Origin of the sequence: Sphingosinicella sp. BN140058, assembly GCF_004135585.1 — a bacterium.
Classification (GTDB): Bacteria; Pseudomonadota; Alphaproteobacteria; order Sphingomonadales; family Sphingomonadaceae; genus Allosphingosinicella.
On sequence record NZ_CP035501.1, the window covers coordinates 369790 to 393386 of the forward strand.

At 65.6% G+C, this 23597-nt stretch carries 23 protein-coding genes; 7 read left to right on the top strand and 16 right to left on the bottom strand.

Annotated features, from left to right (window positions below; genetic code table 11):
• Positions 1–118 precede the first annotated feature (118 nt).
• Together ETR14_RS01620 and ETR14_RS01625 are read right to left on the bottom strand one after the other, a co-directional pair.
• On the bottom strand, positions 119–2083 hold the full coding sequence (locus ETR14_RS01620) for an acyltransferase family protein (RefSeq protein ID WP_165356266.1): 1965 nt from the start codon (positions 2081–2083) through the stop codon (positions 119–121).
• A gap of 177 nt (positions 2084–2260) precedes the next feature.
• Positions 2261–2668, bottom strand: coding sequence for a Dabb family protein (locus tag ETR14_RS01625; protein ID WP_129383058.1), 408 nt, complete (start codon positions 2666–2668; stop codon positions 2261–2263).
• A gap of 233 nt (positions 2669–2901) precedes the next feature.
• Between ETR14_RS01625 and ETR14_RS01630 the strand changes: the two genes are divergently transcribed.
• On the top strand, positions 2902–3165 hold the full coding sequence (locus tag ETR14_RS01630; protein ID WP_129383059.1) for a hypothetical protein: 264 nt from the start codon (positions 2902–2904) through the stop codon (positions 3163–3165).
• 181 nt (positions 3166–3346) lie between these two features.
• Entirely contained in the window at positions 3347–5071 is a 1725-nt protein-coding gene (poxB, locus tag ETR14_RS01635) for a ubiquinone-dependent pyruvate dehydrogenase (protein ID WP_129383060.1), read from the top strand.
• 29 nt (positions 5072–5100) lie between these two features.
• Here poxB and cyoD read toward each other — a convergent pair whose 3' ends face one another.
• From cyoD to cyoA, 4 genes are read right to left on the bottom strand one after another with little or no spacing between them, the layout of a single operon-like run.
• Entirely contained in the window at positions 5101–5487 is a 387-nt protein-coding gene (cyoD, locus tag ETR14_RS01640; protein WP_129383061.1) for a cytochrome o ubiquinol oxidase subunit IV, read from the bottom strand.
• A complete protein-coding gene (cyoC, locus tag ETR14_RS01645) occupies positions 5484–6122 on the bottom strand; it encodes a cytochrome o ubiquinol oxidase subunit III (protein ID WP_129383062.1) in 639 nt (212 codons plus the stop codon). The genes cyoD and cyoC overlap by 4 nt, the downstream gene beginning before the upstream one ends.
• A 1-nt stretch (position 6123) precedes the next feature.
• On the bottom strand, positions 6124–8121 hold the full coding sequence (gene cyoB / locus ETR14_RS01650; RefSeq protein WP_129383063.1) for a cytochrome o ubiquinol oxidase subunit I: 1998 nt from the start codon (positions 8119–8121) through the stop codon (positions 6124–6126).
• Between the two features lie 19 nt (positions 8122–8140).
• Positions 8141–9238: a ubiquinol oxidase subunit II gene (gene cyoA / locus ETR14_RS01655; protein WP_371416847.1), complete on the bottom strand. Its 1098-nt coding sequence runs from the start codon at positions 9236–9238 to the stop codon at positions 8141–8143.
• 243 nt (positions 9239–9481) lie between these two features.
• Here cyoA and ETR14_RS01660 point away from each other — a divergent pair, with 243 nt between their 5' ends.
• Positions 9482–10816 carry an MFS transporter gene (locus ETR14_RS01660; RefSeq protein ID WP_129383065.1) on the top strand — a complete coding sequence of 445 codons (1335 nt, stop codon included), beginning with the start codon at positions 9482–9484 and terminating at the stop codon, positions 10814–10816.
• A gap of 13 nt (positions 10817–10829) precedes the next feature.
• Here ETR14_RS01660 and ETR14_RS01665 read toward each other — a convergent pair whose 3' ends face one another.
• From ETR14_RS01665 to ETR14_RS01690, 6 genes are all read right to left on the bottom strand, one after another.
• Positions 10830–13142, bottom strand: coding sequence for a xanthine dehydrogenase family protein molybdopterin-binding subunit (locus ETR14_RS01665; protein ID WP_129383066.1), 2313 nt, complete (start codon positions 13140–13142; stop codon positions 10830–10832).
• The gene (locus ETR14_RS01670; RefSeq protein ID WP_129383067.1) at positions 13139–14122 is read right to left on the bottom strand and encodes a xanthine dehydrogenase family protein subunit M; all 984 of its coding nucleotides are present in this window, start codon (positions 14120–14122) and stop codon (positions 13139–13141) included. The genes ETR14_RS01665 and ETR14_RS01670 overlap by 4 nt, the downstream gene beginning before the upstream one ends.
• The gene (locus ETR14_RS01675) at positions 14119–14622 is read right to left on the bottom strand and encodes a (2Fe-2S)-binding protein (protein ID WP_129383068.1); all 504 of its coding nucleotides are present in this window, start codon (positions 14620–14622) and stop codon (positions 14119–14121) included. The genes ETR14_RS01670 and ETR14_RS01675 overlap by 4 nt, the downstream gene beginning before the upstream one ends.
• A 43-nt stretch (positions 14623–14665) precedes the next feature.
• Positions 14666–15097 carry a MarR family winged helix-turn-helix transcriptional regulator gene (locus ETR14_RS01680; protein ID WP_129383069.1) on the bottom strand — a complete coding sequence of 144 codons (432 nt, stop codon included), beginning with the start codon at positions 15095–15097 and terminating at the stop codon, positions 14666–14668.
• Positions 15098–15155: 58 nt separating this feature from the next.
• Positions 15156–15683, bottom strand: coding sequence for a cupin domain-containing protein (locus ETR14_RS01685; RefSeq protein ID WP_243455718.1), 528 nt, complete (start codon positions 15681–15683; stop codon positions 15156–15158).
• A 96-nt stretch (positions 15684–15779) separates the two neighbouring features.
• The gene (locus tag ETR14_RS01690) at positions 15780–16772 is read right to left on the bottom strand and encodes an aldo/keto reductase (protein WP_129383070.1); all 993 of its coding nucleotides are present in this window, start codon (positions 16770–16772) and stop codon (positions 15780–15782) included.
• A gap of 98 nt (positions 16773–16870) precedes the next feature.
• Between ETR14_RS01690 and ETR14_RS01695 the strand changes: the two genes are divergently transcribed.
• Entirely contained in the window at positions 16871–17776 is a 906-nt protein-coding gene (locus ETR14_RS01695) for a LysR family transcriptional regulator (protein WP_129383071.1), read from the top strand.
• Positions 17777–17780: 4 nt separating this feature from the next.
• Here the strand turns inward: ETR14_RS01695 and xth are convergent, their stop codons facing one another.
• On the bottom strand, positions 17781–18554 hold the full coding sequence (gene xth / locus ETR14_RS01700) for an exodeoxyribonuclease III (RefSeq protein ID WP_129383072.1): 774 nt from the start codon (positions 18552–18554) through the stop codon (positions 17781–17783).
• A 129-nt stretch (positions 18555–18683) separates the two neighbouring features.
• On the opposite strand from xth, the gene ETR14_RS01705 reads away from it, so the two are divergent.
• Positions 18684–19577 (top strand): AraC family transcriptional regulator, encoded by an 894-nt coding sequence (locus ETR14_RS01705; protein WP_129383073.1) that lies wholly within the window; start codon positions 18684–18686, stop codon positions 19575–19577.
• A 6-nt stretch (positions 19578–19583) separates the two neighbouring features.
• On the opposite strand, the gene ETR14_RS01710 is transcribed toward ETR14_RS01705, so the two are convergent.
• Complete coding sequence (locus ETR14_RS01710) at positions 19584–21785, bottom strand: penicillin acylase family protein (RefSeq protein ID WP_129383074.1); 2202 nt, start codon at positions 21783–21785, stop codon at positions 19584–19586.
• Positions 21786–21942: 157 nt separating this feature from the next.
• Between ETR14_RS01710 and ETR14_RS01715 the strand changes: the two genes are divergently transcribed.
• A complete protein-coding gene (locus ETR14_RS01715; RefSeq protein ID WP_206185939.1) occupies positions 21943–22362 on the top strand; it encodes a DUF6491 family protein in 420 nt (139 codons plus the stop codon).
• A gap of 22 nt (positions 22363–22384) precedes the next feature.
• On the opposite strand, the gene ETR14_RS01720 is transcribed toward ETR14_RS01715, so the two are convergent.
• Together ETR14_RS01720 and ETR14_RS01725 are read right to left on the bottom strand one after the other, a co-directional pair.
• Positions 22385–22828, bottom strand: coding sequence for an NUDIX domain-containing protein (locus tag ETR14_RS01720; RefSeq protein ID WP_129383075.1), 444 nt, complete (start codon positions 22826–22828; stop codon positions 22385–22387).
• A gap of 9 nt (positions 22829–22837) precedes the next feature.
• Positions 22838–23293: a pyridoxamine 5'-phosphate oxidase family protein gene (locus ETR14_RS01725; RefSeq protein ID WP_129383076.1), complete on the bottom strand. Its 456-nt coding sequence runs from the start codon at positions 23291–23293 to the stop codon at positions 22838–22840.
• Between the two features lie 120 nt (positions 23294–23413).
• Here ETR14_RS01725 and ETR14_RS01730 point away from each other — a divergent pair, with 120 nt between their 5' ends.
• Complete coding sequence (locus ETR14_RS01730; protein ID WP_129383077.1) at positions 23414–23593, top strand: DUF4169 family protein; 180 nt, start codon at positions 23414–23416, stop codon at positions 23591–23593.
• Positions 23594–23597 lie beyond the last annotated feature (4 nt).

Sequence of the window (23597 nt, forward strand, 5' to 3'; positions counted from 1 at the left end):
CCGACAGGAAAGAAGATGGCCGGCAGCCGGTGGGCTCGCGCCTCCCCTCTCTCCCACGGCAGGATACACTTCCGAGCCCTGCCTGCCCGATCGCCGATTGCCTGCTGCCGCCTGATGATCACCGGCCATTCGTCTCGCTTGGCGGATGCCCCAGTTCGTCGATGAACGTCAGGAAGGCTGGGTAGAGCAGATCGTTCGCATGTTCCGTCACGTGGTACGAGTCGAAATACAGGGGGCGATCGCCGCGATAGGCGTCACAAACGCTGGCTGGGCACAGCGCAGGAAAGGGATCCCACACTGCCGCTCTCGGTAGAACCGCCCCAAGCTCTCGATATTCGGCCAGCATGACGGCCCGGGAGGCTGAAAATTCCCGTTCCGGAACCCTGAAGCCGCCGCGGCAATCGGGATTGGCGCGATTGAACCAGTCCGAGCAGCGATACGGCATCGCCCTGAACACCGGCCTGGGCGCCTCGAACACGAGGATCGCGCCTCGCCGAGCGAGCGGAAGCAGAAGGGCCAGCGCCCGGCGACGGGACATCGCCGCCGCCGCCGGCCGCGCCGGTAGCGGGATAATTCCCCTTGGCCGGTCCGGATCCAGGCGATCGATCCGCAGCGACGCCATCACCACCACGTCGCCGGGTGCTACCGATCTCGAAAGCGTAGCGATGACGGAGCGGTGAAAGGCTTCGCACCCGGCCTGCTGCGGGGCGATCGGGGCGATATAGGGGAACGGGCATCCGTTGCGATGAAATATCGCCGCAGGAGCACCGCGCCCGGCGGCGTATCGCGCAGCCATGCTCCCATAGGACCATGCGTAAGAATCGCCGACCACGAATAGACGGGCTCGTCCGGGCTTGCCGGGGCAACGAGGGGACCAGCGTTCGACGGTGCCGCCAGCGAGTGGCTCCACAAGGCTGCTGCTGGCGCAGGCCCCCGCCCGAAAAGTCCGGTCAGCCAGCAGCCCGTAATGCATCCGGCTGAGCGTTATTGAACGCTCGGCGTGGAAGACGGTGAAGACGACACACGCGCAGACCAGCAAGGCGACGCTTCCTGCCAGGACCACCTGCAACGGAAACGTGTAGGTCTCGCGGCGCTTCGCTCGAAACGGCTGCTCCACGAAATGGTAGGAAAGGAGGCCGAGAACCGCCGTCAGGACAAGGGCGATAACGAGCGGAATTCCGCCTTCTAGCCCTATCGTCCAACGCAGCAGCACGATTACCGGCCAATGCCACAGATACAGGGAGTAGGACGCCCTGCCGACGTAGGTGGCCGCTTTCGTCTCCAGCCAGATCGGCGGCATGTATCCCGGCCGCGCCACCACGAGCATCAGGAGGATCATGGCTGCAACAACCGCGCCGATAGTGATTCGAGGCGCCGCCTGGAGCCACGGCAAGGTGATCAACGCTCCCAGCATTGCGATCGAAAATAGGTACGCGCACCAGCGAGCCGGCAGTCCTGCGGACTTTGCAGCCTCTTGCCAACCCGGCAACCCGATCGCGAGCAACACTCCGGCAGCAAGCTCCCAAAATCTCGACGGCATCAGGTAGAAAGCGAGGTTCGGCGCCGAGGCGTAGAGGTGGGTGGAAAGAAGCAGCGAAGCGAAGCCGAGCGCACCGATCGACAGCGCAAGCCGGCGTCTTCCTTGTTTCTGATCCCCTCCTGACCAGAGCCAGATGAGGAAGGGCAAGACGAGATAGAATTGCTCCTCCACGCCCAAGGTCCAGGTGTGGAGGAACGGATTGCGCTCCGAACTTCCGCCGAAATACGCCTGACTGAGGAAGGCGAGGACTATGTTGGCGCCTCCCACGGCTGCGCCGACGGCAACGCCCCTGCTCGCGGTCATCACGCTGGCTGCCGGTATGAACAGGACGGAAAAGACGGACGTGACTGTGAGCATGACGACGAGCGCCGGAACGATCCGGACGACGCGACGTGCGTAGAATCGCGCCAGTGTCGTGCGCAGCCGACCGGATTGGGCGTCGATAAACGATCTTGTGACGACGAACCCGGAGATGACGAAGAAAATGTCGACACCAAGATACCCGCCCGGAAAGAACCTCGGACGCAAGTGGAACAGGATCACGGCGAGGACGGCAATCGCGCGAAGCCCGTCGATACCGGGTATGTAGCGCCCGGCGCCTTCGATCGTCGTCTCGGCGCCAGCCACCTTCATGGCGACCTCCTAACTTGAACGGCGAAGCCGATCGGGCGGCGCTTCATCGTCGGACAGTCGACTGCGGCCCCGGCGGCATCCGTGGCGTCAGACCGTGACCATGTCGTAGACGATCACCCTGCCCCACAAGCGGCTGCACTCGGCGACGAAGGACTGGTGGATGGGATGATCCTGATAGGTCTTCTGGTCTTCGACGCTGTCGAAGACCATCAGCTCCGACACATCGAAGCTGGAATCGACGACGTCCCGCTGTTCGGTCGAGGCCGGCACGCCGATCTGGAGATCGCGGATGACGGGGATCGCCCGGAGCGTGCGCAGGCCGGCGATCAGAGCGTCGCGGTCTTCGGCCGATTCGGGCCGTTTCAGCCAGAAGAAGACGTGATGGACGATCCTGCTGCCGGCCTGTGCCGGCGCCGCCGCGGCGGGGGTGCCCGAGAGCATGGCGGCGCCGCCAAGCGCCACCGCCTTTACGACGTCTCTTCGTTCGACCGACATGCTGCGTCCCCACGGTTGCGGCCGTGGGCATAAAGCTATCGGTGCGGCAACGACAATCCCCATGGCTCAGCCGCCGCTTCCTTGTCTCTCGGCCACGTCAGACGCCACCAACGAGAAAGAAGCCCGAAAACAGCATCCTGATTCCATGTCGTGGAGCCAAGCGGCTTACGAGCCGTTGACCGCCCTTGGCGCGCCGCTAAGCGTTGCCGAATGAGATGAAGAGGGAGGATTATATGCGTGTTATCTTGATCGCCGGCCTGGCGCTGGCGACCGCCGCTTGCGGCGGTGGCGACAATCAGGCGGACGTCAACCAGGCGAACACCCTGACGACCGAAAACATCATGGTCGATGACAATCTGTCCATGGACGCAAACGGTTCGATGGGCGCCATGCCGGGCATGGACGCGAATGCGACCATGGACGCCAATACTCAGAATTTGATGGCGCAGGACGCCAACACCAACGATCCCGACACCAATCTCGCCAACGGCCTCTGAGCCGCAGACGGATTCGGTTGCGCAGCCGCCGTTCGGCGGACCGCGCAGAAAGAAGCGCCCGCCTGTGCTGCGGGCGCTTTTTTTCGCCTGCCGATCCCGGCCATGCCGACTTGTCATCGCAAGTGCGCGGAGAAGCGCATAAGGCATTCCGCACACCCATTTGCGTAGCGGAGGATTGCCGATGAACGTCGCCGACACCATCGTGGAGATGCTTGAAGAAATCGGCGTCGAGCGGATCTATGGGATCGTCGGCGACAGCTTGAACGGTCTGACCGAGGCGATCCGGCGGCGCGGCAAGATCGAATGGGTGCACATGCGGCACGAGGAGGCGGCGGCCTTCGCCGCCGGTGCCGAGGCGCAACTGACCGGCCGGCTCGCCGTCTGCGCGGGTTCCTGCGGGCCCGGCAACCTGCATCTCATCAACGGCCTCTACGATTGTCACCGCAGCGGCGCACCGGTGCTCGCCATCGCCGCCCACATTCCAAGCGCGGAAATCGGCAGCGGCTATTTCCAGGAGACCAAGCCGGAGCGGCTGTTCGCGGACTGCAGCCATTATTGCGAGCTGGTGTCGAGCCCGAAGCAGATGCCCCGCACGCTCGAGCTCGGCATCCGCGCGGCGGTCGGCAAGGGCGGTGTCTCCGTGCTCGTCATCCCGGGCGATGTCGCGCTCGAAAAGGCGTCCGACACGAAGTCGGCGGGGATTTCCGGCCTGCTCCCGCCCTCCCCGCGCATTGCCCCTGCACCCACGGACATCGATCGTCTGACGGCCATGCTCAACGAGGCGAAGTCCGTCACCCTGCTCTGCGGGCGCGGCTGCCGCGGCGCCCATGGCGAATTGCTGGAGCTTGCCGACGCGCTCGGCGCGCCGATCGTCCATGCACTTGGCGGCAAGGAGTTCGTCGAGCCCGACAACCCTTTCGATGTGGGGATGACGGGCCTGATCGGCTTCTCGTCGGGCTATCGCGCAATGCTGAAATGTGACATGCTGCTGATGCTGGGCACCGACTTCCCTTATCGGCAATTCTATCCCGACGACGCCCGCATCGCGCAGATCGACATTCGTCCCGAGCATCTCGGCCGCCGCTGCCGGCTCGATCTCGGGCTGGTCGGAGATGTCAAAGAAACGGTCCGGCAGTTGCTGCCGCATCTGACGCGCAAGTCGGACCGCGCTCATCTCGACGACAGTCTCCGCCATTACCGCAAGGCGCGCGCAGATCTGGATGCGCTCGCGGTCGCACGTCCCGCAGACGGCCCGATCCATCCGCAATATCTGGCGAAGGTGATCGACGAGACGGCGGCTGCCGACTGCCTGTTTACCGCCGACGTGGGAACGCCGACGATCTGGGCGGCGCGCTATCTGCGCATGAACGGCAAGCGCCGCCTGATCGGCTCCTGGGTGCACGGATCGATGGCCAATGCGATGACCCAGGCGATCGGCCTGCAGGCGGCGAGCCCCGGGCGACAGGTCGTGTCGCTGTCCGGCGATGGCGGCTTCGCCATGCTGATGGGCGATTTCCTGACCCTCGCCCAGCATAAGCTGCCGGTAAAGGTCATCGTCTTCAACAACGGCAGCCTCGGCTTCGTCGAGATGGAGATGAAGGCAGCGGGATATCTCGAAACCGGTGTGTCGCTCCACAATCCCGATTTCGCAGCAATGGCGCGGGCGATCGGGGTCAAGGCCATTCGGGTCGAGAAACCGGGCGATCTCCAGGGCGCCGTCGCAACCCTGCTCGCCAGCCCGGGCCCTGCCCTGCTCGACGTCGTCGTCAACCGTCAGGAGCTGTCGATGCCGCCGAAGGTGACGGCGGAGCAGCTCAAGGGATTCAGCCTCTATGTGCTGCGCGCGGTGATGAACGGGCGCGGCGACGAGATCGTCGATCTGGCGAAGACCAACCTCCTCCGCTGAACCTCGGCGCTCGCCATCCGCTTTCCCGCTCAGCGTATCGGCGGCGCCATTTCGACCGGCATCGGCATCATGTTGGTGTTGAGGTGGAACATCACCCACACCGAGCCGCCGATCATCAGCACGACGATGACGACGGTGAACAGGAAGGCGATCAGTGTCCAGCCGCCCTCAGAACGGGTGTCGAGGTGCAGGAAGCACAGCACGTGCACGACGATCTGGATGAGGGCCATCGCAAAGATGAGAATGGCGGTGACCTGTTTGTCGGCTATCCCGCCCGACATCACCAGCCAGAAGGGAACAGCGGTGAGCAGGATCGAGAGGATCGTGCCGATCAAGTAGCCGCGCCGGCTGCCGTGACCATGGGTGTCGCCGTGGCTGTGGAGCGCGGCATCGCCGTCGAGGGAGGGACTGCTCAACGGATCACTCCATAGAGATAGACGAAGGTGAAGACGCCGATCCAGACGATGTCGAGAAAGTGCCAGAACATCCCAAGGCAGACGAGGCGCCGCTTCATCTCCTGCCCGAGCCCCTGCCGGGCGAGTTGCACGACGGTGACGACGATCCAGATCAGCCCCACGCTGACGTGCGCGCCATGCGTGCCGACCAGGGTGAAGAAGGCGGACAGGAAGGCGCTGCGCTGCGGCCCCGCCCCTTCCGCGATCAGAGTAGTGAACTCGAACAGCTCCACCGCGACGAAGGCTACGCCGAGCAGGCCCGTGATCGCCAGCCAGATCTGGGTTGGCCTGACCCGACCCGCTTCCATGTGGGGCATCGCCTGTCCGAAGGTGATCGACGATGCCAGCAGCAGGGCGGTGTTGAGCGCGACCAGCGGCAGATCGAAAATCTCCCGCGGCACCGGCCCGCCCGCATAGCTTGTGCTCACCACACCGTACATCGCGAACAGGGACGCGAAGATGAGCGCGTCGCTCATCAGGTAGATCCAGAAGCCGAGGATCGTGGCGCCGCCGCCGCCATGATCATGGTCTTCCTCTTCGGCAAGGTGCCAGGTGGGGCCGGTCGGCTCTGTTCCGGCAAGCGTGTGATCGGTCATCTCAGGCCCCCGCTGCAAGCTCGGCACGCCTGCCCTCGGTCGCGGACACCTCGTCGGCCGGAATGAAATAGTCGCGTTTGAAGTTGAAGGTGTGGACGATCGCCACCGCCAACAGGGCGACGAAGCTGAGTGCGGCGAGCCACCACATGTACCAGATCATCGCGAAGCCGAGCACGAAGGCGATACCGGACAGGATCAGTCCGGTGCCGGTATTGCGCGGCATGTGGATCGGCCGATAGCCGCCTTCCGGCCGCCGGTAGCCGCGGCTCTTCATATCGTACCAGGCATCGAGATCGTGAACCACCGGCGTGAATGCGAAATTGTAGGGCGGCGGCGGCGATGCGGTCGACCATTCGAGGGTGCGGCCGTCCCAAGGATCGCCGCTGGTGTCGGCAAGCTTCACGCGGTGCACGAAGCCCATCACGATGCTCATCACGAAGCCGAAGATGCCGATGGCGATGATCAGCGCGCCGATGAAGGCGATGACGAAAAAGGGCTGTAGCGCGGGATCGTCGAAATGCTGGATGCGCCGCGTGACGCCCATCAGCCCGGCGAAGTAGAGCGGCATCCAGGCGACCCAATAGCCGATCACCCAGCCCCAGAACGCGATCTTGCCCCAGAAGGGATCGAGGCGGAATCCGAAGGCCTTCGGGAACCAGTAGACGATGCCGGCGAACAGCCCGAACACCACGCCGCCGATGATGACATTGTGGAAGTGGGTGACCAGGAACAGGGAATTGTGCAGCACGAAGTCGGCCGGCGGGATGGCGAGAAGGACTCCGGTCATGCCGCCGATCGTGAAGGTCAGCATGAATGCGAGCACCCACATCATCGGCAATTCGAACCGGATGTTGCCGCGATACATGGTGAACAGCCAGTTGAAGATCTTCGCGCCGGTGGGGATCGAGATCACCATGGTGGCGATGCCGAAGAAGGAGTTGACGCTCGGCCCCGCTCCCATCGTGAAGAAATGGTGCAGCCAGACGAGGTAGGACAGGATGGTGATGACCACCGTCGCATAGACCATCGACGAATAGCCGAACAGGCGCTTGCCGGTGAAGGTGGAGGTGATTTCGGAATAGATGCCGAAGGCGGGAAGGACGAGGACGTAGACCTCCGGATGCCCCCAGATCCACACCATGTTCCAGTACATCATCGGCGCGCCGCCGAGGTCGTTGGTGAAGAAGTTGGTGCCGACGTAGCGATCCAGCATCAGCAGGAAGAAGGCGGCGGTCAGCGCCGGAAAGATCGCAATCGCAAGCACGTTGGAACAGAGCGCCGTCCAGACGAACACGGGCATTTTCATCATCGTCATGCCCGGCGCACGCATCTTGATGATCGTCGCCACCATGTTGATCGCGGACAGGGTCGTTCCGAGGCCCGCGATCTGAAGCGACCAGAGATAGTAATCGACACCCGTATCCGGGCTGTAGGCAAGGCCCGCGAGCGGAGCGTAGGACAGCCAGCCGGTGCGCGCGAACTCGCCGACGAACAGCGAAACCATGACCAGGCCGGCTCCCGACGCGGTCAGCCAGAAACTGAGATTGTTGAGGAACGGGAACGCGACATCGCGAGCGCCGATTTGGAGCGGCATCACGAAATTGATCAGCCCCACTACGAGCGGGATCGCCACGAAGAAGATCATGATCGTGCCGTGCGCGGTGAAGATCTGATCATAATGATGGGGCGGCAGAAAGCCTTCATTGTCGCCGAATGCGATCGCCTGCTGCAGACGCATCATGATCGCGTCGGAAAAGCCACGCAGCAGCATGACGATGCCAAGGATGATGTACATGATGCCGATCTTCTTGTGATCGACGCTGGTGAACCATTCGTGCCAGAGATAGCCCCACAATCGGTAGCGCGTGATCGCACCGAGGAGCGCAAGCCCGAGCAGAGCGACGACGATGAAGGTCCCAAGAAGGATCGGTTCGTGGATCGGGAAGGATTCCCAGCCGAGCCGGCCGAAAATCGTCTTGAGGAAGCTGTTCTCGGTCATGACGATCCCGAAGCCAGGGTCAGGCCCGCCCGGCGCGCGTAGCGCCGGGGGCGACGAATGGATGAACGGCAGACATGTCTCGATTGCGCGGGTCGCCCGGTTTCAGCTGACCCGGCGTACGCGGCTGTGCCGGTTTGGTGACGTTCGGCCCGGTGGCCTTCTCCGCATTGCTCTTCTCCAAGGCGGGGGTCGGCTTGTCGCCGTGGATCGGCGGCGCCGACCGGCCGGGCGCCATGCCCGAACCGAGTCCGTTGTCATGCGGATGGCCTCCGCCTCGTGCCATATCCTGCCGCATCACGTCAGCCAGGCATGGACGCCCCGGCTCGACGCAGCGATTGAGGACCCGGTCGAACAGCCCCGGAGTGACCGCCGCGAAGCGCATCACCGGCACCCTTTCGCTCGGCTTCGCAAGCGTCGTGTAGCTTGCCGGCGTGAGCGTGCCCTGGCCTGCGACCTTGGCCTGCTCGACCCAGCGCGGGAAGTCGGCCGGTGCCATTCCGAGCAGCTTGAACCGCATGTGCGAATAGCCCTGCCCGGTATAATTGCCCGAATAGCCCCAGCTTTGCCCCGGCTCGTTAAGCACCGCGTGGAGCGTCGAGCGCATGCCCGGCATGGCGTAGATCATGCCGGCGAGGGTCGGCGCGTAGAAGGTGTTGAACTGATCGGACGAGGTGATGGTAAATCGCACCGGCACGTCCACGGGCAGAGCGAGTTCGTTGACCGTCGCGATGCCCTGTTCCGGGTAGATGAACAGCCATTTCCAGTCGAGCGCCACCACCTGGATGTCGAGCGGCTTCGTGTTCGGTGCAATCGGTCTGCCCGGACCGATCCGCTCGAGCGGGCGGAACGGATCGAGCAGGTGGGTGCTCGTCCAGGTCACCGCGCTCAGCGCGATGATGATCAACAGCGGGCACGACCAGATCACCAGTTCGAGCGTCGTCGAGTGATCGAAATTGGGATCGTAGACCTTGTTCGGATTGCTTTGTCGGTAGCGCCAGGCGAACACGACGGTCAGGATCATCACCGGGACGATGATCAGCAGCATGACGCCGAAGGCGAACAGGATCAGGTTGCGCTGCTGAACCGCAACATCGCCGGTGGGGTTCATAACCACCATGTTGCAGCTGTCGAGCAGGAGCGGCAGCGCAAGAAGGGGGAGAATCAACGCCTTGGCAAAGGCGCCGGATACTGGCCTGCGCATGCTCGCGATACGACCCTCCCCTGCATCCCCTTCGGGGCTTGCGAACGATCTCGTGCTACCGCACTTTGGCTACAGTGAACCAACCAGGGCCAAGATCGTTGCAGCCGCGCGACGATATTCGTCGCAGCGGGATCGATCCGGCAAAGAGGATGTATCGGAATGGCAGGCACCGTCGCAGGACCGGCGAGTTCGACGGCATTGGAGCGCGATGCGAGCCTCATCAATGCCCGCGAACACCAGGTACGACCGGGTGACATCGCAGTCGGCGTCATCATCGGTCGTACGACCGAGTTCTTCGACTTCTTCGTCTACGCGATCGCGTCCGTCCTCGTCTTCCCGTCGCTGATCTTCCCCTATGTCGATGCCGTCACCGGCACGCTCTACTCGTTCGCCATGTTCTCGCTTGCGTTCATCGCGCGTCCCTTCGGCGCCTTGCTGTTCGTGTGGATCGATCGCCGCCACGGTCGAGGCGTCAAGCTGACCATCGCCATGTTCCTGCTCGGTGGATCGACCGCCGCCATGGCCTTCCTGCCGAGTTACGACCAGATCGGCGTCGCCGCGGCCTGGATCCTTGCATTGTTCCGGATCGGCCAGGGCTTCGCCCAGGGCGGGACCTGGGACGGACTCCCCGCTTTGCTTTCGCTCAATGCGCCACCGGCGCGCCGCGGCTGGTTCGCGATGATCCCGCAGCTCGGCGCACCACTCGGCCTGATCGTCGCCGCGGCGGTGTTCGCCTTTCTCCTGACCAGCTTGAGCACTGCCGACTTTCTCGACTGGGGCTGGCGCTATCCGTTCTTCGTCGCGTTCGTGATCAACGTCGTTGCCCTCTTCGCGCGGCTTCGCCTGATCTCCACCCCCGAATTCCAGGAATTGTACGAAAGCCGCGAGTTGCAGCCGTCATCGATCCCCGATCTGTTTCGCGAAGAATGGCGCACCGTCATCCTCGGCGCCTTCGCGCCGCTGGCGAGCTTCGCCCTGTTCCATCTCGTCACCGTGTTCCCGCTCTCGTGGGTGGTGCTGACCGGCAAGGACAGCCCAGTCCACTTCCTCATCATCGAGATCGTCGGTGCGGTGGTCTGCCTAGTCGCCGTTCTGCTCTCCGGGATCATCGCCGATCGGATCGGGCGGCGGGTCCTGCTCGGCGTCTCGGCCGCGGCGATCGGCGCCTATAGCGGATTCGCCCCGCAACTGCTTGGCCAGGGACGGACGGGAGAGTGGGTCTACATGATCCTCGGCTTCATCCTGCTCGGGCTGGCGTTCGGCCAGTCCTCTGGCGCGGTGAACAGCAGCTTTCCCCTCAAGCATCGCTATACCGGCGCCGGCACCACCGCGACGGCGTCGTGGTTCATCGGCGCCGCCTTCGCCCCGCTCGCGGCATTGCTGCTCGCCCACCATTTCGGGTTGCTGTCGGTCGGCGCCTATCTGCTCTCCGGGGCGATCTGCACCCTCGCCGCGCTCGGCATCAACCGCGAATGGGCACGCAAAGCGGAGTGAACCGCAGCGGACATCAGAGCAATTTGTCGAGCGTGATCGGAAGATCGCGTATGCGTTTGCCGGTGGCGTTGAAGACCGCATTGGCTACGGCCGCAGCGACCCCGGTGATTCCGATCTCGCCGATGCCGCGCGCACCGAGCGGAGATCGCGGATCGGGAATGCCGGTCCAGATCACGTCGATGTCGGGAATGTCGAGGTGCACGGGGATGTGGTAATCGGCGAGGGTCGGGTTCATCACCCGCCCGCTGCGCGGATCGAACAGGGTCTCCTCCGTGAGGGCAAGGCCGAGCCCCATGATCATCCCGCCACGAAACTGGCTGGCCGCCGTTTTCGGGTTGAGGATCGTGCCGCAATCGAACGATCCGAGCAGGCGATCGACGCGCACTTCACCGGTCACCGCACTGACCCGCACTTCGCAGAAGATCGCCGATGAACTGTGCATCGCGAATTTGAGCATCTCCAGCGGCGCGCTGCCGGCGGCGGTGACGACCACTTCGTCGCGCGCGGCCCGGGCAAGGATCGACCGAAAGCTCTCGTGACGCGCGGGATCGTCGCTGCAGACGATCCCTGCGTCGGCAAGGTGAACCTCGCCCGCGCGGAGCCCGGCCAGGGGGCTGTCGTTACCGGCGAGACGCAGCATTTCCGCGATGAGCTTGTCCGACGCGGCGGTGATTGCCGCGGCCAGCGAAACGGTCTGCGACGAGCCGCCGGCCATCGGTGCCGCGGGCAACGCGGAATCCCCCATCTCGAAACTGATCGCCTCGACCGGCAGCCCCAAGCGGTCGGCGGCATGCTGAACCTGGACCGTCGCCGTGCCCATCCCCATTTCCTGGGCCGAGCTGGCGATCGTCGCCGACCCGTCTTCCCGCAGCGTCAGGCGCACGTTGGCTCCGGGCATGCGCGCGTAAGGAAAGCTGCCTGCGGCGCAGCCCATCCCGATCCGCCATTCGCCGTCCTGCTGCCGCCCCGGGTCGGGCGAACGCCGGGCCCAGCCGAAGCGCTCCGCACCCATGGCGAAAGCCTCCGTCATCGCGCGTTGCGAGAAGGGCGCATGGTGGATCGGGTGCCGCTCGGGCTCGTTGCGGCGGCGCAGTTCGATCGGGTCGATGCCCATCGCGTGGGCGAGCTCGTCGACGGCGCTCTCCAGTGAGAAGGTTCCGATCGCTTCGCCAGGCGCGCGCATATAGGTGTTCGGAACGATGTCGAGATCGAGGTGGCGCTGCAGGATCTCGAAAGAGTTCGAACGGTACAAGGCGCGCGTACACAGGCTGTATTGTTCCGGGCAGGCGCCGTAGGGCGGCATGATCGAATAGCCGGTGTGGAGCAAGGCGGTGAACCGTCCGTCCGAGTCCGCGCCGATCGCCACACGCTGCTCCGACCGGCTGCGGCCGCCGACGCTGCGGTAGACGCCTTCCCTGGTCAGCATCAGACGCAACGGGCGTCCGACCAGCCGGGCCGCGGCGACCGCCACCACCTGGTGATCCCACATCCCCTTGCCGCCGAAGCCGCCGCCGACATAAGGCGACAGCACGCGTACCCGATCCTTTTTCAGTCCGAACAGCTTGGCCAGCGCCCGGGCGCTCGGTGCGATCATCTGGGTGGCGTCATGGACAACCACCGATTCCCCCTCCCATGCAACGGTGAGGCCGTGGAGCTCGATCGCATTGTGGTTCTGCGCGGGCGTGCAATAGAGATTGTCGACCTTGAATGCGGCCCGCCTCAGTTCACCCTCGGCGTCCCCGACCGAGACGTGGTTCTTCTCGATCAGGATCGATGGCGGCGTGCGTGCCTCGGCCTTGGCGCGGTCGAAGTGGGTCCGGGCGGGCTCGGCCGCGTAGTCGATCTCGATCAAGGATGCGGCATGATCGGCCTGCGCCTGCGTCTCGGCGACCACGGCGGCAACGATCTGGCCGTTATAGCGCACTTCCGGATCCTGGAGGATCGGCAGGCTGCTGTTGCCGACGGCCGAGAGATCGGTAACGCCGATCAGCGCCAGCGTGCTGATCCGCGGCATGTTGCGATGGGTCAGCACCAGCAGCACGCCGGGCGCGGCCTCGGCGGTCGTGGTGTCGAGACGGCTGATCCGTCCGCGCGTGACAACGGCATGGACGAGGGCGGCATAACACAGCCCCTCCATCACCACTTCGGCCGCGAAGCGCGCCTCGCCGCGCACCTTGGCCGGACCGTCCAGCCGTGAATCCTGCCGGCCGATCGCCGCCCGCCGCGCGAGCAGCGGATCGGGCGTGCCGCCCGGCAACCATTGCGCCGGTACCCAGCCGAGCGCGGTCTTCACCGACGCGATGACGGCATTCTGGATCCTGCTCATGCCGCGCTCCCGCTCAACTGGACAAGCAATGCCGCCATCGTGCGCCGGGCGAGTTCGACCTTGAACGCAGCTCCCGGCGGCGGCGTTGCCTCGGCGAGTTCCGCATCCGCCGCCGCAGCGAAGGCTTCGGCCGTGGCGGCACCGCCGCGCAGCGCCTGCTCGGCACGCAGGGCGCGCCAGGGCTTCGGCGCGATCCCGCCCAGCGCGATACGGACCTCGTCTACCCTTCCATCCCGCACGGTGAGCTCCGCCGCCACCGAAACAAGGGCGAAGGCGTAGCTCGCCCGATCGCGCACCTTGCGATAGTCGGACCGGGCCCCGCTCCCCGCCGGCGGTACTTCAATCGCGACGATCATATCGCCTGGTGCGAGCGCATGTTCGAGATCGGGCCGATCGCGGGGCAGCCGGTGGAAATCGACGATCGGGAGCGTTCTCGCGCCTGCGGGACCGGCGAGGTGCAACCGTGCATCCAGGGCCGCAAGCGCGACGCACATGTCGGACGGATGGCTGGCGATGCACGCCGAAGAGGTGCCGAGGATCGCATGATAGCGATCGAAGCCGCCCTGCGCATCGCAGCCGCTGCCCGGAACACGCTTGTTGCAACGGGAGCCGGCCTCGTCCTGAAAATAGAGGCAACGGGTGCGCTGCATCACGTTGCCACCGACCGTCGCCATGTTGCGGATCTGCGCCGACGCGCCGGCCAGCGTCGCGCGGGCGAGCATCGAAAAGCGGGTGCGGACCAGCGGATGCGCGGCAACCGCAGCGTTGCGGGTCGCCGCGCCGATCAGGAGCCCGCCATCGGCGGTGGCCTCGATCGTGTCGGACAAGCCGGTCACGTCGACCAGCGCTGCGGGGCGCTCGACACCCTTGCGCATCAGGTCCACGAGATTGGTGCCGCCGCCAAGCAGACGATCGCCCTCGCCTGCGAACGCCAGCGCCTGCTCGAGGGAGGTCGCACGGCGATAGGTGGTCGGGTTCATGCGCATGTACCTTGCGCAACTTCGAGGATCGCATCGATAATCCCGTTATGGGCGCCGCATCGGCACAGGTTGCCGCTCATCCGCTCGCGTATCTCCTCGCGGGAGAGCGGTGCCGGGCGCGCGAGATCGACTGTGACGTAGCTCGGCACGCCGAGTTCGATTTCGCGAAGCATCGCCGCCGCCGCACAGATCTGCCCGGGTGTGCAATAGCCGCATTGAAAACCGTCATGGGCGATGAAGGCCGCCTGCAGCGGGTGCGGATCCTCGCCACTGCCCAGCCCTTCGATCGTCGTCACCTCGCGTCCGTCCGCCTGGGCGGCAAGGGTGAGGCAGGAGAGCACGCGCTCGCCGTCGATCAGCACCGTGCAGGCACCGCACGCACCCTGGTTGCAGCCGACCTTCGTGCCGGTGAGGTGGAGTTGCTCGCGCAGAAGGTCGAGCAGCGAGATACGCGCATCGGCCGGCGCGTCTACGTCTCGGCCGTTGATCCTGATCGCCATCGTCGTACCTCCTTGGGAAAGGATACAACGAACTTCGGATTATTCAATACTCGTGTGAAACAATCTTGGTGATCAGGGCGATGAACTGGTCGCGCTCTGGTGCGGTGAGCGGCTCGAGCAGCCGGCGATTGATCTGGCGGTGCGCAGACAGCAAGTCTTCGGCCCGCGCCCGGCCTTGGCCGGTCAGTTGCAGCGCAACGGCGCGCCGATCGCCTTCCATTCGGCTCCGCTCGAGCAGGCCGCGCTTGGCCAGGCGATCGGTGGCGGAGGTCACGGTGGTCTTCGGAATATCGAGGAAACGCGCAATGTCGGTCGGCCCGCAACCCGGATGCTGGGCAACGTAGAGCAACGCCTGCTTGTCGAGCTCGTTGAGCGGCTTTTCCGCGCCCAGCGCATCCGCCAATTTGTAGCGGCGCGTGAACGCGTCGAAGGCGGCGCCGAGCCTGGCAAGCTGGTCATCGGTCGGCATGGTCATGGGGCCGCATACCCCGCAACGACGGCGCATGGCTAGTCGCAGCCGGGTGCGTACCGCCCTACTTAGGAGTAGCGCGCGCTGCCGGAAGCTTCGTGCCGAGCAGCACGAGCCTGTCCCCGGTGATTCCAAACCAGTGCGGGGTTCCGGCAGGGATCAACAGCACATCGCCGGGCGCGAGCGCGCGCGTCGTGCCGCCTTCGATCCGGCTTCCCTCGGTCAACCCAGGTCTCTTGACCTCGGCGTCGACCAGCGTGCCGCCCGACACCAGAGTACCGGCACCTGCGATGACGGTCGCATATTCGGCCTCGTCCGGGTGAACGGCGGGTCTACCGGGCTTCCTCCAGACCTCGAGCGCTGCGACCCTGTCGCCGTCGCGCACCAGCGGCTGCCATGCAAAGCCCTGATCGGGCTTCATGGCCTTTTCCATGTCCGCGACTTTCGCCTGGACATCGCCCGCACGGGCGAAAGAGGTCGGATCCGCGGTCTGCGCCGTTGACGAGGCTGAGGCAGCCATCATCATCGCGATCGGAAGAATTCGCCGGCGCCAATTCGTGCCGGCGGAGCCGGCAACCAGTTCGATCTTCATCCACGCATCCTCTCTTCGGCGGACGCCACGCTTTCGGGGCAGCAGCGTGCCGGCCTTAGCACGCCGCCGCGCCCGTGGAGAAGCGACAGTGCCGGATCAGCGCTGACCGGCCAGCCGCGCCATCTCCCGCTCACCATAACGGGCGCCCTGAACCCCCGTCATGATTTCACCGATCGCCGCAAGCTCCGAGGCGGAGAGCTCGAGCCCGACAGCGGCGACATTGGCCTCCAGATTGGGGATCTTGCGCGCGCCGGGAATCGGAACGACGTCGTCGCCCTGGGCCAGCACCCATGCGAGAGCGAGCTGCGCGGCGGTGCCCCCCCGCGCCTCCGCCAGCTCGTTCAGCCGATCGACGAGGGCGAGATTCGCCGCCATGTTCTCTTCGGCGAACCGCGGCAGGCCAGCGCGGAAATCGTCCTGCTCGAGATCGCCGCGGCTGCGGATGCGGCCCGTGAGGAAGCCGCGGCCGAGCGGACTGTAGGGCACGAAGCCGATGCCGAGCTCTCGGCAGACGGGCAGAACGCTTTGCTCCGCATCCCGGAACCAAAGCGAATATTCGCTCTGCAGGGCGGCGATGGGGTGGACGGCGTGGGCGCGGCGAAGCTGATCGGCGCTGACCTCCGAAAGACCGATCGCCCGCACCTTTCCCTCCCGAACCAGCTCGGCCATTCCGCCGACGGACTCCTCGATCGGAACCGCGGGATCGGGACGGTGCAGGTAGAAGAGGTCGATGGTCTCGACGCCGAGCCGCGCCAGCGACGCTTCGGCGACACGCCGCGCGTTGGCCGGGCTGCCGTCCAGGCCGGTGGTCCGCTGAAAGCCAACGCCCTGGTCACCGATCGCGAAGCCGAACTTGGTCGCGATCAGCACCCGGTCCCGCACCGGGCGCAGCGCTCGGCCGACAATCTCCTCATTCTCGTACGGGCCATAGACTTCGGCCGTGTCGAAGAAGGTGACGCCGAGCTCCACCGCGCGATCCAGGGTGGCCCGCGATGCCGCCTCGTCCTGCCCGCCATAGGCCGCGGTAAAGCCCATGCAGCCAAGGCCGATCGCCGAAACCTCTAAAGTGCCGAGTTTACGCTGTTCCATCTGTCTTCCTCCGGATCGAGCTTCACCCCCTCTCTAGACCTCTGTACCGTTCTGAGTAGCAGGGCTATGCAGCACATCCTGTTCGATGAAATTGGACAATGGACCGCGACCAGTTGCCGCATTTGATGTTGTTCGCGGCGGTAGCCCGCAGCGGCGGCTTTCGCGCGGCCGGGCGGGCTCTCAATCTCTCGCCGTCTGCCGTAAGCCACAGCGTCGGCGCGCTCGAGCACCGGCTCGGTGTCCGGTTGTTCAACCGCACGACCCGCAGCCTTTCCCTGACCAACGCCGGACAGCGGTTGCTCGACCGGCTCGAACCGGCATTGGCCGAGATCGACGAGGGCATGCGAGAAGCGCGGGAGCTCGACGGCGCTCCGTCGGGGCGGGTGCGGATCACGGCCCCGCCCTCGGCCGCCCTGATGCTGCTCGCACCGCATCTGGGTGCCTTCTCGCAAGCCTATCCGGAGATCTCGCTCGACATCGTGGTCGAGGATCGCTTCGTCGATATCGTCGCGGAGCGCTTCGACGCCGGCCTGCGTCTGGGCGAGCGGCTGCAGCCCGACATGGTCGCGGTGCGGATCGGCCCTGCGCAGCGCTTCACCATCGTTGCCGCGCCCCAATATCTCGCGCGGTACGGACGGCCCGCGACCTTGGAGGCGTTGTCGGAGCATCGTTGCATCCAGCGGCGCTTCAGCAGCGGCGGGACCTATGCCTGGGAGGTGGTGCGTGACGGTGCGGATCTCACCCTGACCCAAATGGTGGCGGCGATCACCGCCAATGACGATCAGATGGTTCATCAGGCGGCGCTCCGTGGCGCGGGTATCGCCTTTCTCTATCAGGATCGGATCGCCGACGATCTCGCCGCCGGCCGCCTGATCGAGCTGTTTGCCGACCATTGCGCGCCGTTTCCGGGCTTTTCGCTATATCATCCCAGCCGCCGCCAGATGCGCCCGGCAGTGCGTGCGTTCATCGATTTCTTCGTTGCCGCCAACCGGGCACAGGGCTGAGCGATCAGAGATCGAGCTCGATCCAGGTCGGCGCGTGGTCGCTTGCGCCCTCCTTGGCGCGTGTCTCGCGATCGACGCCGGCGGCCTGAAGCAGCGGCGCTGCGCGCGGATTGAGCAGCAGATGATCGATGCGCAGGCCGGCGTTGCGTGCCCAGGCGTTCCGCCAATAATCCCAGAAGGTATAGATCGTCTCGTCCGGGTGCAGATGACGCAGCGAGTCCGTCCATCCCTGATCGAGCAGGCGGAAAAAGGCTTCGCGCGATTCAGGCTGCATCAGCGCATCGTCACGCCAGCGCTCGGGCTTGTAGACGTCGGCGTCGGTCGGGATGACGTTATAGTCGCCGGCGAGCACGACGGGACAGTCGAGCCCGATCAGCGTCTGCGCATGGGCATGGAAGCGGTCCATCCAGGCGAGCTTGTAATCGAATTTCGGACCGGGCTGGGGATTGCCGTTGGGCAGGTAGAGGCATCCGATCAGCACGCCCGAGACCGCCGCCTCCAGATAGCGTGATTGCGCGGGATCCGGATCGTCGGGGAGACCGCGCCGGGTCTCCACCGGCTCGCAGCCTCTGGCCAGCATCGCGACACCGTTCCAGCGCGGCTGCCCGTGCCAGATGACACCGTAGCCCGCCTTCTCGATCGCGGCCGCGGGGAATTTGTCGTCCGGGGCTTTCAACTCCTGCAGGCAGGCGACATCCGGCCGCGTCTCCTCCAGCCATTCGAGCAGCAGCGGCAAACGGCCATTGACGCCGTTCACGTTGAACGTCGCGATCCTCATCGCCGATCATGTCCTCCGGACAGCCTGCATTTGCGGGCGCCAAGATCCCTGCGTTTCGTCGATATCGATCTGTCGTCGGTAGAATTGCGGTCGACCGGCAGTCCCATCTGGTTTGCTTCTCTTGCTGCTATGGACACGACAATGATCGGCGGCTCGTCTCGATCCGCTTCGGCAACGCCGCCTTTCTATCTCATGGAAAGCCATGGCGAGGGAATGCGCCTGCCGCTGCGCAGCGGCACGGTGGTGCTGTCGCGGCTGAACGGGGGCCGCAGCCGCATGCGGTCGTCCGCGCCGTCGGTCAAATATGTGCTCGAAGGCGAGGAATTCTACGAAATCGAAGGCCGCACCCGGCGGCTTCGCGCCGGCGAGTTCATGCTGGTCGAGGCTGGTGTGGAGTTCGAAGCGCGGACCACGGGCCCGGACCGCACGACGGGCCTCTGCGTCTATCTCGGCACCGAGGATCATGCATCGATCGCCGGGGATCCGACGCTCGGCCTCGGGCGCGCGCTCGCCGGAAGCCGGATCGATCCGCTTGCGGTGACACTCGGCAACTATGCCCGCCTGCTCGCCGATCGCCCCTCGGCCGGGCCGGGCCTCGCCCGCCGCATCGTCCAGGAAGCGACGATCGGCGCCGAGGACTATCTCGCCGCCTTCGCCAACCGGCTGGAGCGCCTCGCCTGTCTCAAGGCATCGACCCGCATCGAAACGTTGCAGAGAGTCGAGCGGGCACGCTGCTTCCTGCACGATCATGCCGGCCGTCCGGTGACTCTGGGAGAAGTCTCGGCACATGCTGCATTGTCGCGCTTTCACCTGACGCGCAGCTTCTCGGAGGTGTTCGGGCTGCCGCCGCTTGCTTATCATCGCCGGCTTCGCCTGGAAGCGGCGGCAGGGCTGCTGAAGAACCAGGCCGCGACGGCGACGGAGATCGCCGGACAGCTGGGCTATGCCAGCCTCAGCGCATTCACCCGCGCGTTCCGCGGCACCTTCGGAGTCCCGCCAAGCAAGGCGCGGGAGATCGGCTGAGCCGACCTACGAGCCGGGGCGATAGCGCCGCGCGACATGGCCGGCGAGTTCGTCCGGGTGGAAATAGACGGGGCGGAAGGTGCCGTCGGCATAAAGTTGCGCCTGATCGTTGAAGTGCGGCGACTTCGGATCGCCGCTCTGGCCGCCGGCGCTGACCGCACGGGCGCGCACCCGCGGCCCGAATTCGACGATCGCGACGAAGCTGTTGCCGCTGGTGCCGTACCATTTCGACGTGCCGGGGTACGGCTTCGCGCCGAAAGACGCGAGCGATCCCCACAGGGCGGATGGGAACGGCACGGCGATGCTCGGCGCCGCATCGGAGAAGGGCTGGACGATATCGCCGGTCCGGCGCTGGAAGCGATTGATCTCGCCCCACGGCGTTCGCCACCGGCCGAACTCGCGCGTGAGCCGCGCCAGCGCATCCTCCAGCGCGACCAGCTTTTGCGCGGCGGTCGTTTGGGCGGCGAGATTTTCGGGAAGCTGGTTGCGACGCGCACGCAGATCCTCAGGAAGGTCCTGCATCAGCCGGTCCGCCCAGAAGACAGCAATGGTCGTCGGCACCGACTCCGCCGACCAGCGATGATCCCAGTCGCGCAGCAGCCCCATCGGCTCGGTCAGACGTGTCTTGCGCGGCGAGGCCGGAAGCGAGTCGAAGGCGGCGACGAGCGTGGGTACCAAGGTTACAAAGCCGGGCTGCCAGCTGTCGAAGGCAGAGTCCCGCAACCGATCGAGGGTGAAGTCGCGCCGCGCCCCGAGCAGCGAAACGGCGTGCCGCCCGCGCGCATTCTCGCCGAAAGTATCCATATAGGCGGGGTAATCGGCGGCTCTCGGGCTGTTCGGGCCGGCCGACGAATAGGGCCAATTGTTGGTGTTCTGAATCCATCCATTGGCCGGATTCAGGAGATGCGGCGCATCCTCCAGCCGGTGCACGCCGCGCCAGTCCGCGCGCGGATCGCTGCCGTCGACGGGCTTGGTGTAATCGAATCGCGGGTCGCGCACAGGGATGAACTGCGGGTGGAGATAGGCGATCTCCCCTTTGGAATCGGCGAAGATGGTGTTGTTCGACGAATTCGCCTTACGCTCCGCAACCGCACGGAAGCTGGCGAAATCCGTCGCCTTGGTACGCAGATAGGATTGTTCCAGCGCCTCGACCGGCTTGTGCATCATGGCGAAGGCGACCCATTTGCCGCCTTGCTCGCGCACGATCGGCCCGTGATGGGTCCGGTAGGTTTCGAACGTACGCGTCGCCATTGTGCCGTCGGCGGCGCGGTACCGAAGCGTCACCGGCAGCGTCGCGACCGGCTTCACGCCGTTGCCGTGGCGATACCGAAGCCCCGCCGGCCCCTGCTCCACCGCTTCCAGAAACTCATCGACGACGTCGACGCCGGAGGAGGTGTGCATCCAGCCGGCCTTGGGGTTGAAGCCCTGGTAGATGAAGAACTGGCCCCACGTCGCGGCACCATAAGCGTTCAGGCCCTCGCCGCTCGTGACCTGCTGCTCGGCGCGAAAGAAGAAGCTGGTATGGGGGTTGATCAGCAAAAGCGCGTGGCCGCCCTTTGTGTTGGACGGTGCGATCGCGAACCCGTTCGAGCCGCGAGGTTCCAGATCCTCCCCACCGGCGGATTGAACGGCGGCGAGCGCGCGACCCTTGCCGCCGTAGAAGGCCTGCAGGGCGGCAAGATCGATCCGCTCGATGTCGCCGCCGATGCTGCCTTCGGTAAAGGACAGGGCCATCCACGGCTCGAACCGCGTGATCGCCCGCGGCCGCACGTCGGGATGGGTGGCGAGAAAGAAGTTCAGCCCGTCGGCCCAGGCCTGCGTCAACTGCTTGAGCCAGGACGGCGCGGCCGCCCAGCGCGCCTGCAGATCGCCCGGATCCATGTAGAGACGCGCGCGCAGGTCCTGCCAGATCGCCGCTTCGCCTTCCGCCTCCGCGAGGCGGCCGAGCGAGACCAGATAGTTGGTTTCGATCCGATTGAAATCGTCTTCCGCCTGCGCGTAGATCATGCCGAACACGGCGTCGGCATCGGCCTTGCCGGTGATGTGGGCGATGCCCCAATCGTCGCGCACAATTTCCACGCGCTCCGCCTGGCTGCGCCAGCGCGACATCTCGGAAGATCCGGTCTGCGGCGTCGCGCATGCGGTTGCGAGGAGGAGCAGGGCTCCGGCGGCGAATGCGGGGCGAGCGCCCTTCCTGACGAGCAGCATGGTCAGAGGCTTAGCCGGTGCGTGCCGTCCGGGGAAGCGTGGCTCGGCCCGAACATCGTGCTGATCCAGATCCGGACGGGCGATCCTCCCGGAACCTGCGGCAGCCGCGCCGGTTCGGATCCTGAAACCAGCGAGGTCGAACATGCGCACGAGAGCGATGAGATTGGCGGCATGCCTGGCCGGAACCCTGATCGGCAGCGCCGTCGTCGCGGCATGCGGCGCCGCCCGCGACGCAAAACCGGCGACGAGCGCGACCGCCTCGCGGCAACGCTGCTTTCTTCCGGGCCAGGTGAACGACTTTCACGCCGAAGACGATCAGACGGTCTACGTCACCATCGGCACCCGCCGCATGTTCCGCCTCGAGATCGTTGGCACCTGCCCCGACATCGATTGGTCGCAGCGCATCGGCATCCGCGCGCGCGGCGGCGGATCGTGGATTTGCGGCGGTCTCGACGCCGAGTTGATCGTGCCGAGCCCGAGCCCGAGCGGCGTGCAGCGCTGCCCGGTGACCAACGTCACCGCACTCAGCGATGCGGAAGTCGATGCCTACCGTGAGCGCCGAAAGGCGCGGCGTTGAACCCGATGCCGCCAGGCCCGCCTCATGCGCGGCCAAATGGCCCCGCCGGCGGTGCGCTTCCGACCTGGAGCGCCCGCACGGCCTGTTCCGCGGCCTGGGTCAGCGGGCGCGGCAGGGCGTCGAGCGGAAACCATCCCATGTCGGCGAGCGCTTCCGGCTCCTGCACCGCAGGCGCGCCGCCGAAGCGCTCGACGAGATAGACCGGAGCCACCCAATGATCGCCGCGTTCGCGGTCGATATGATCGATCACGCACAGCAAAGTGACCGGTTCGATGGTGATGCCCAGTTCCTCGCGGATCTCGCGAGCCACCGCGCTCGCGACAGTCTCGAACGGATCGACCTTGCCGCCGGGCAGGCCCCAATGGCCCGCCTCCGGCGGCCGCTTTCGAAGCACCAGAAGCAGAGCACCGTCCCGCACGATTGCGGCACCGGCGCCCACCCGCGGCAGATTGACCGGAAACGTCATGCCGTCCTGCTATGCGGACGCGGCCTCTCCGGCAAGACGCAGTTCGCCTTCGTCGTTACCATCCCAGTAATGGAGCCGGTCGGCCACGATCTTGAGCAGCACCAGCCCCGGCGTGTCGATGCCGTTCTCGAACCAGCGGTCGAGATCCTTGGTCCAATGCTCGGCAAAGGCTGCCTTGTCGCGGATCAGCTCGCCGCGGCCTTCGATGGTGATGAAGAAAGGCTTCACCCCGAGCAGGCCTGATTTGCCCTGATAGCCGAGCCCGACCTTGGGATCGCGCTTGATGTCGTCCACCGTACGCGTGTCCTCAAGCGTGAAGAAGAAGCTGTCGCCATCGAACTCCACCTCGCGATTATTGCTCATCGGCCTGCCCGCAATCTCTCCGCCTTCGGTGCGGGTGGACAGGATCGCGAAATCGATGTCCTTCATCTTCTCCGCTATGCTCTTCAGGTCCATGTCGGCCATGTCGCGCTCCTTCGATCTCCGTTTCGCCGCCAACGCGCCGCGTCGGTCCAGGTTCTGGACACGGGACAAAGCAGGTGTTGCGGGCTTGTCAGCCGCGGACGCGCGGGCCTAGATCCCGCCATGGCCGATATCATCAATCTGCGCATGGCCCGCAAGGCACAGGCGCGCGCCGCGAAGGACGCCGCCGCGGAGCGCAATCGCGCTGCGCACGGCCGCACCGCGGCCGAGAGGAAGACGGCCAAGATGGAGGCCGACCGGCAACGACGCCTGCTCGACGCCGCCAGGCGAGACGCCGACTGAGCTT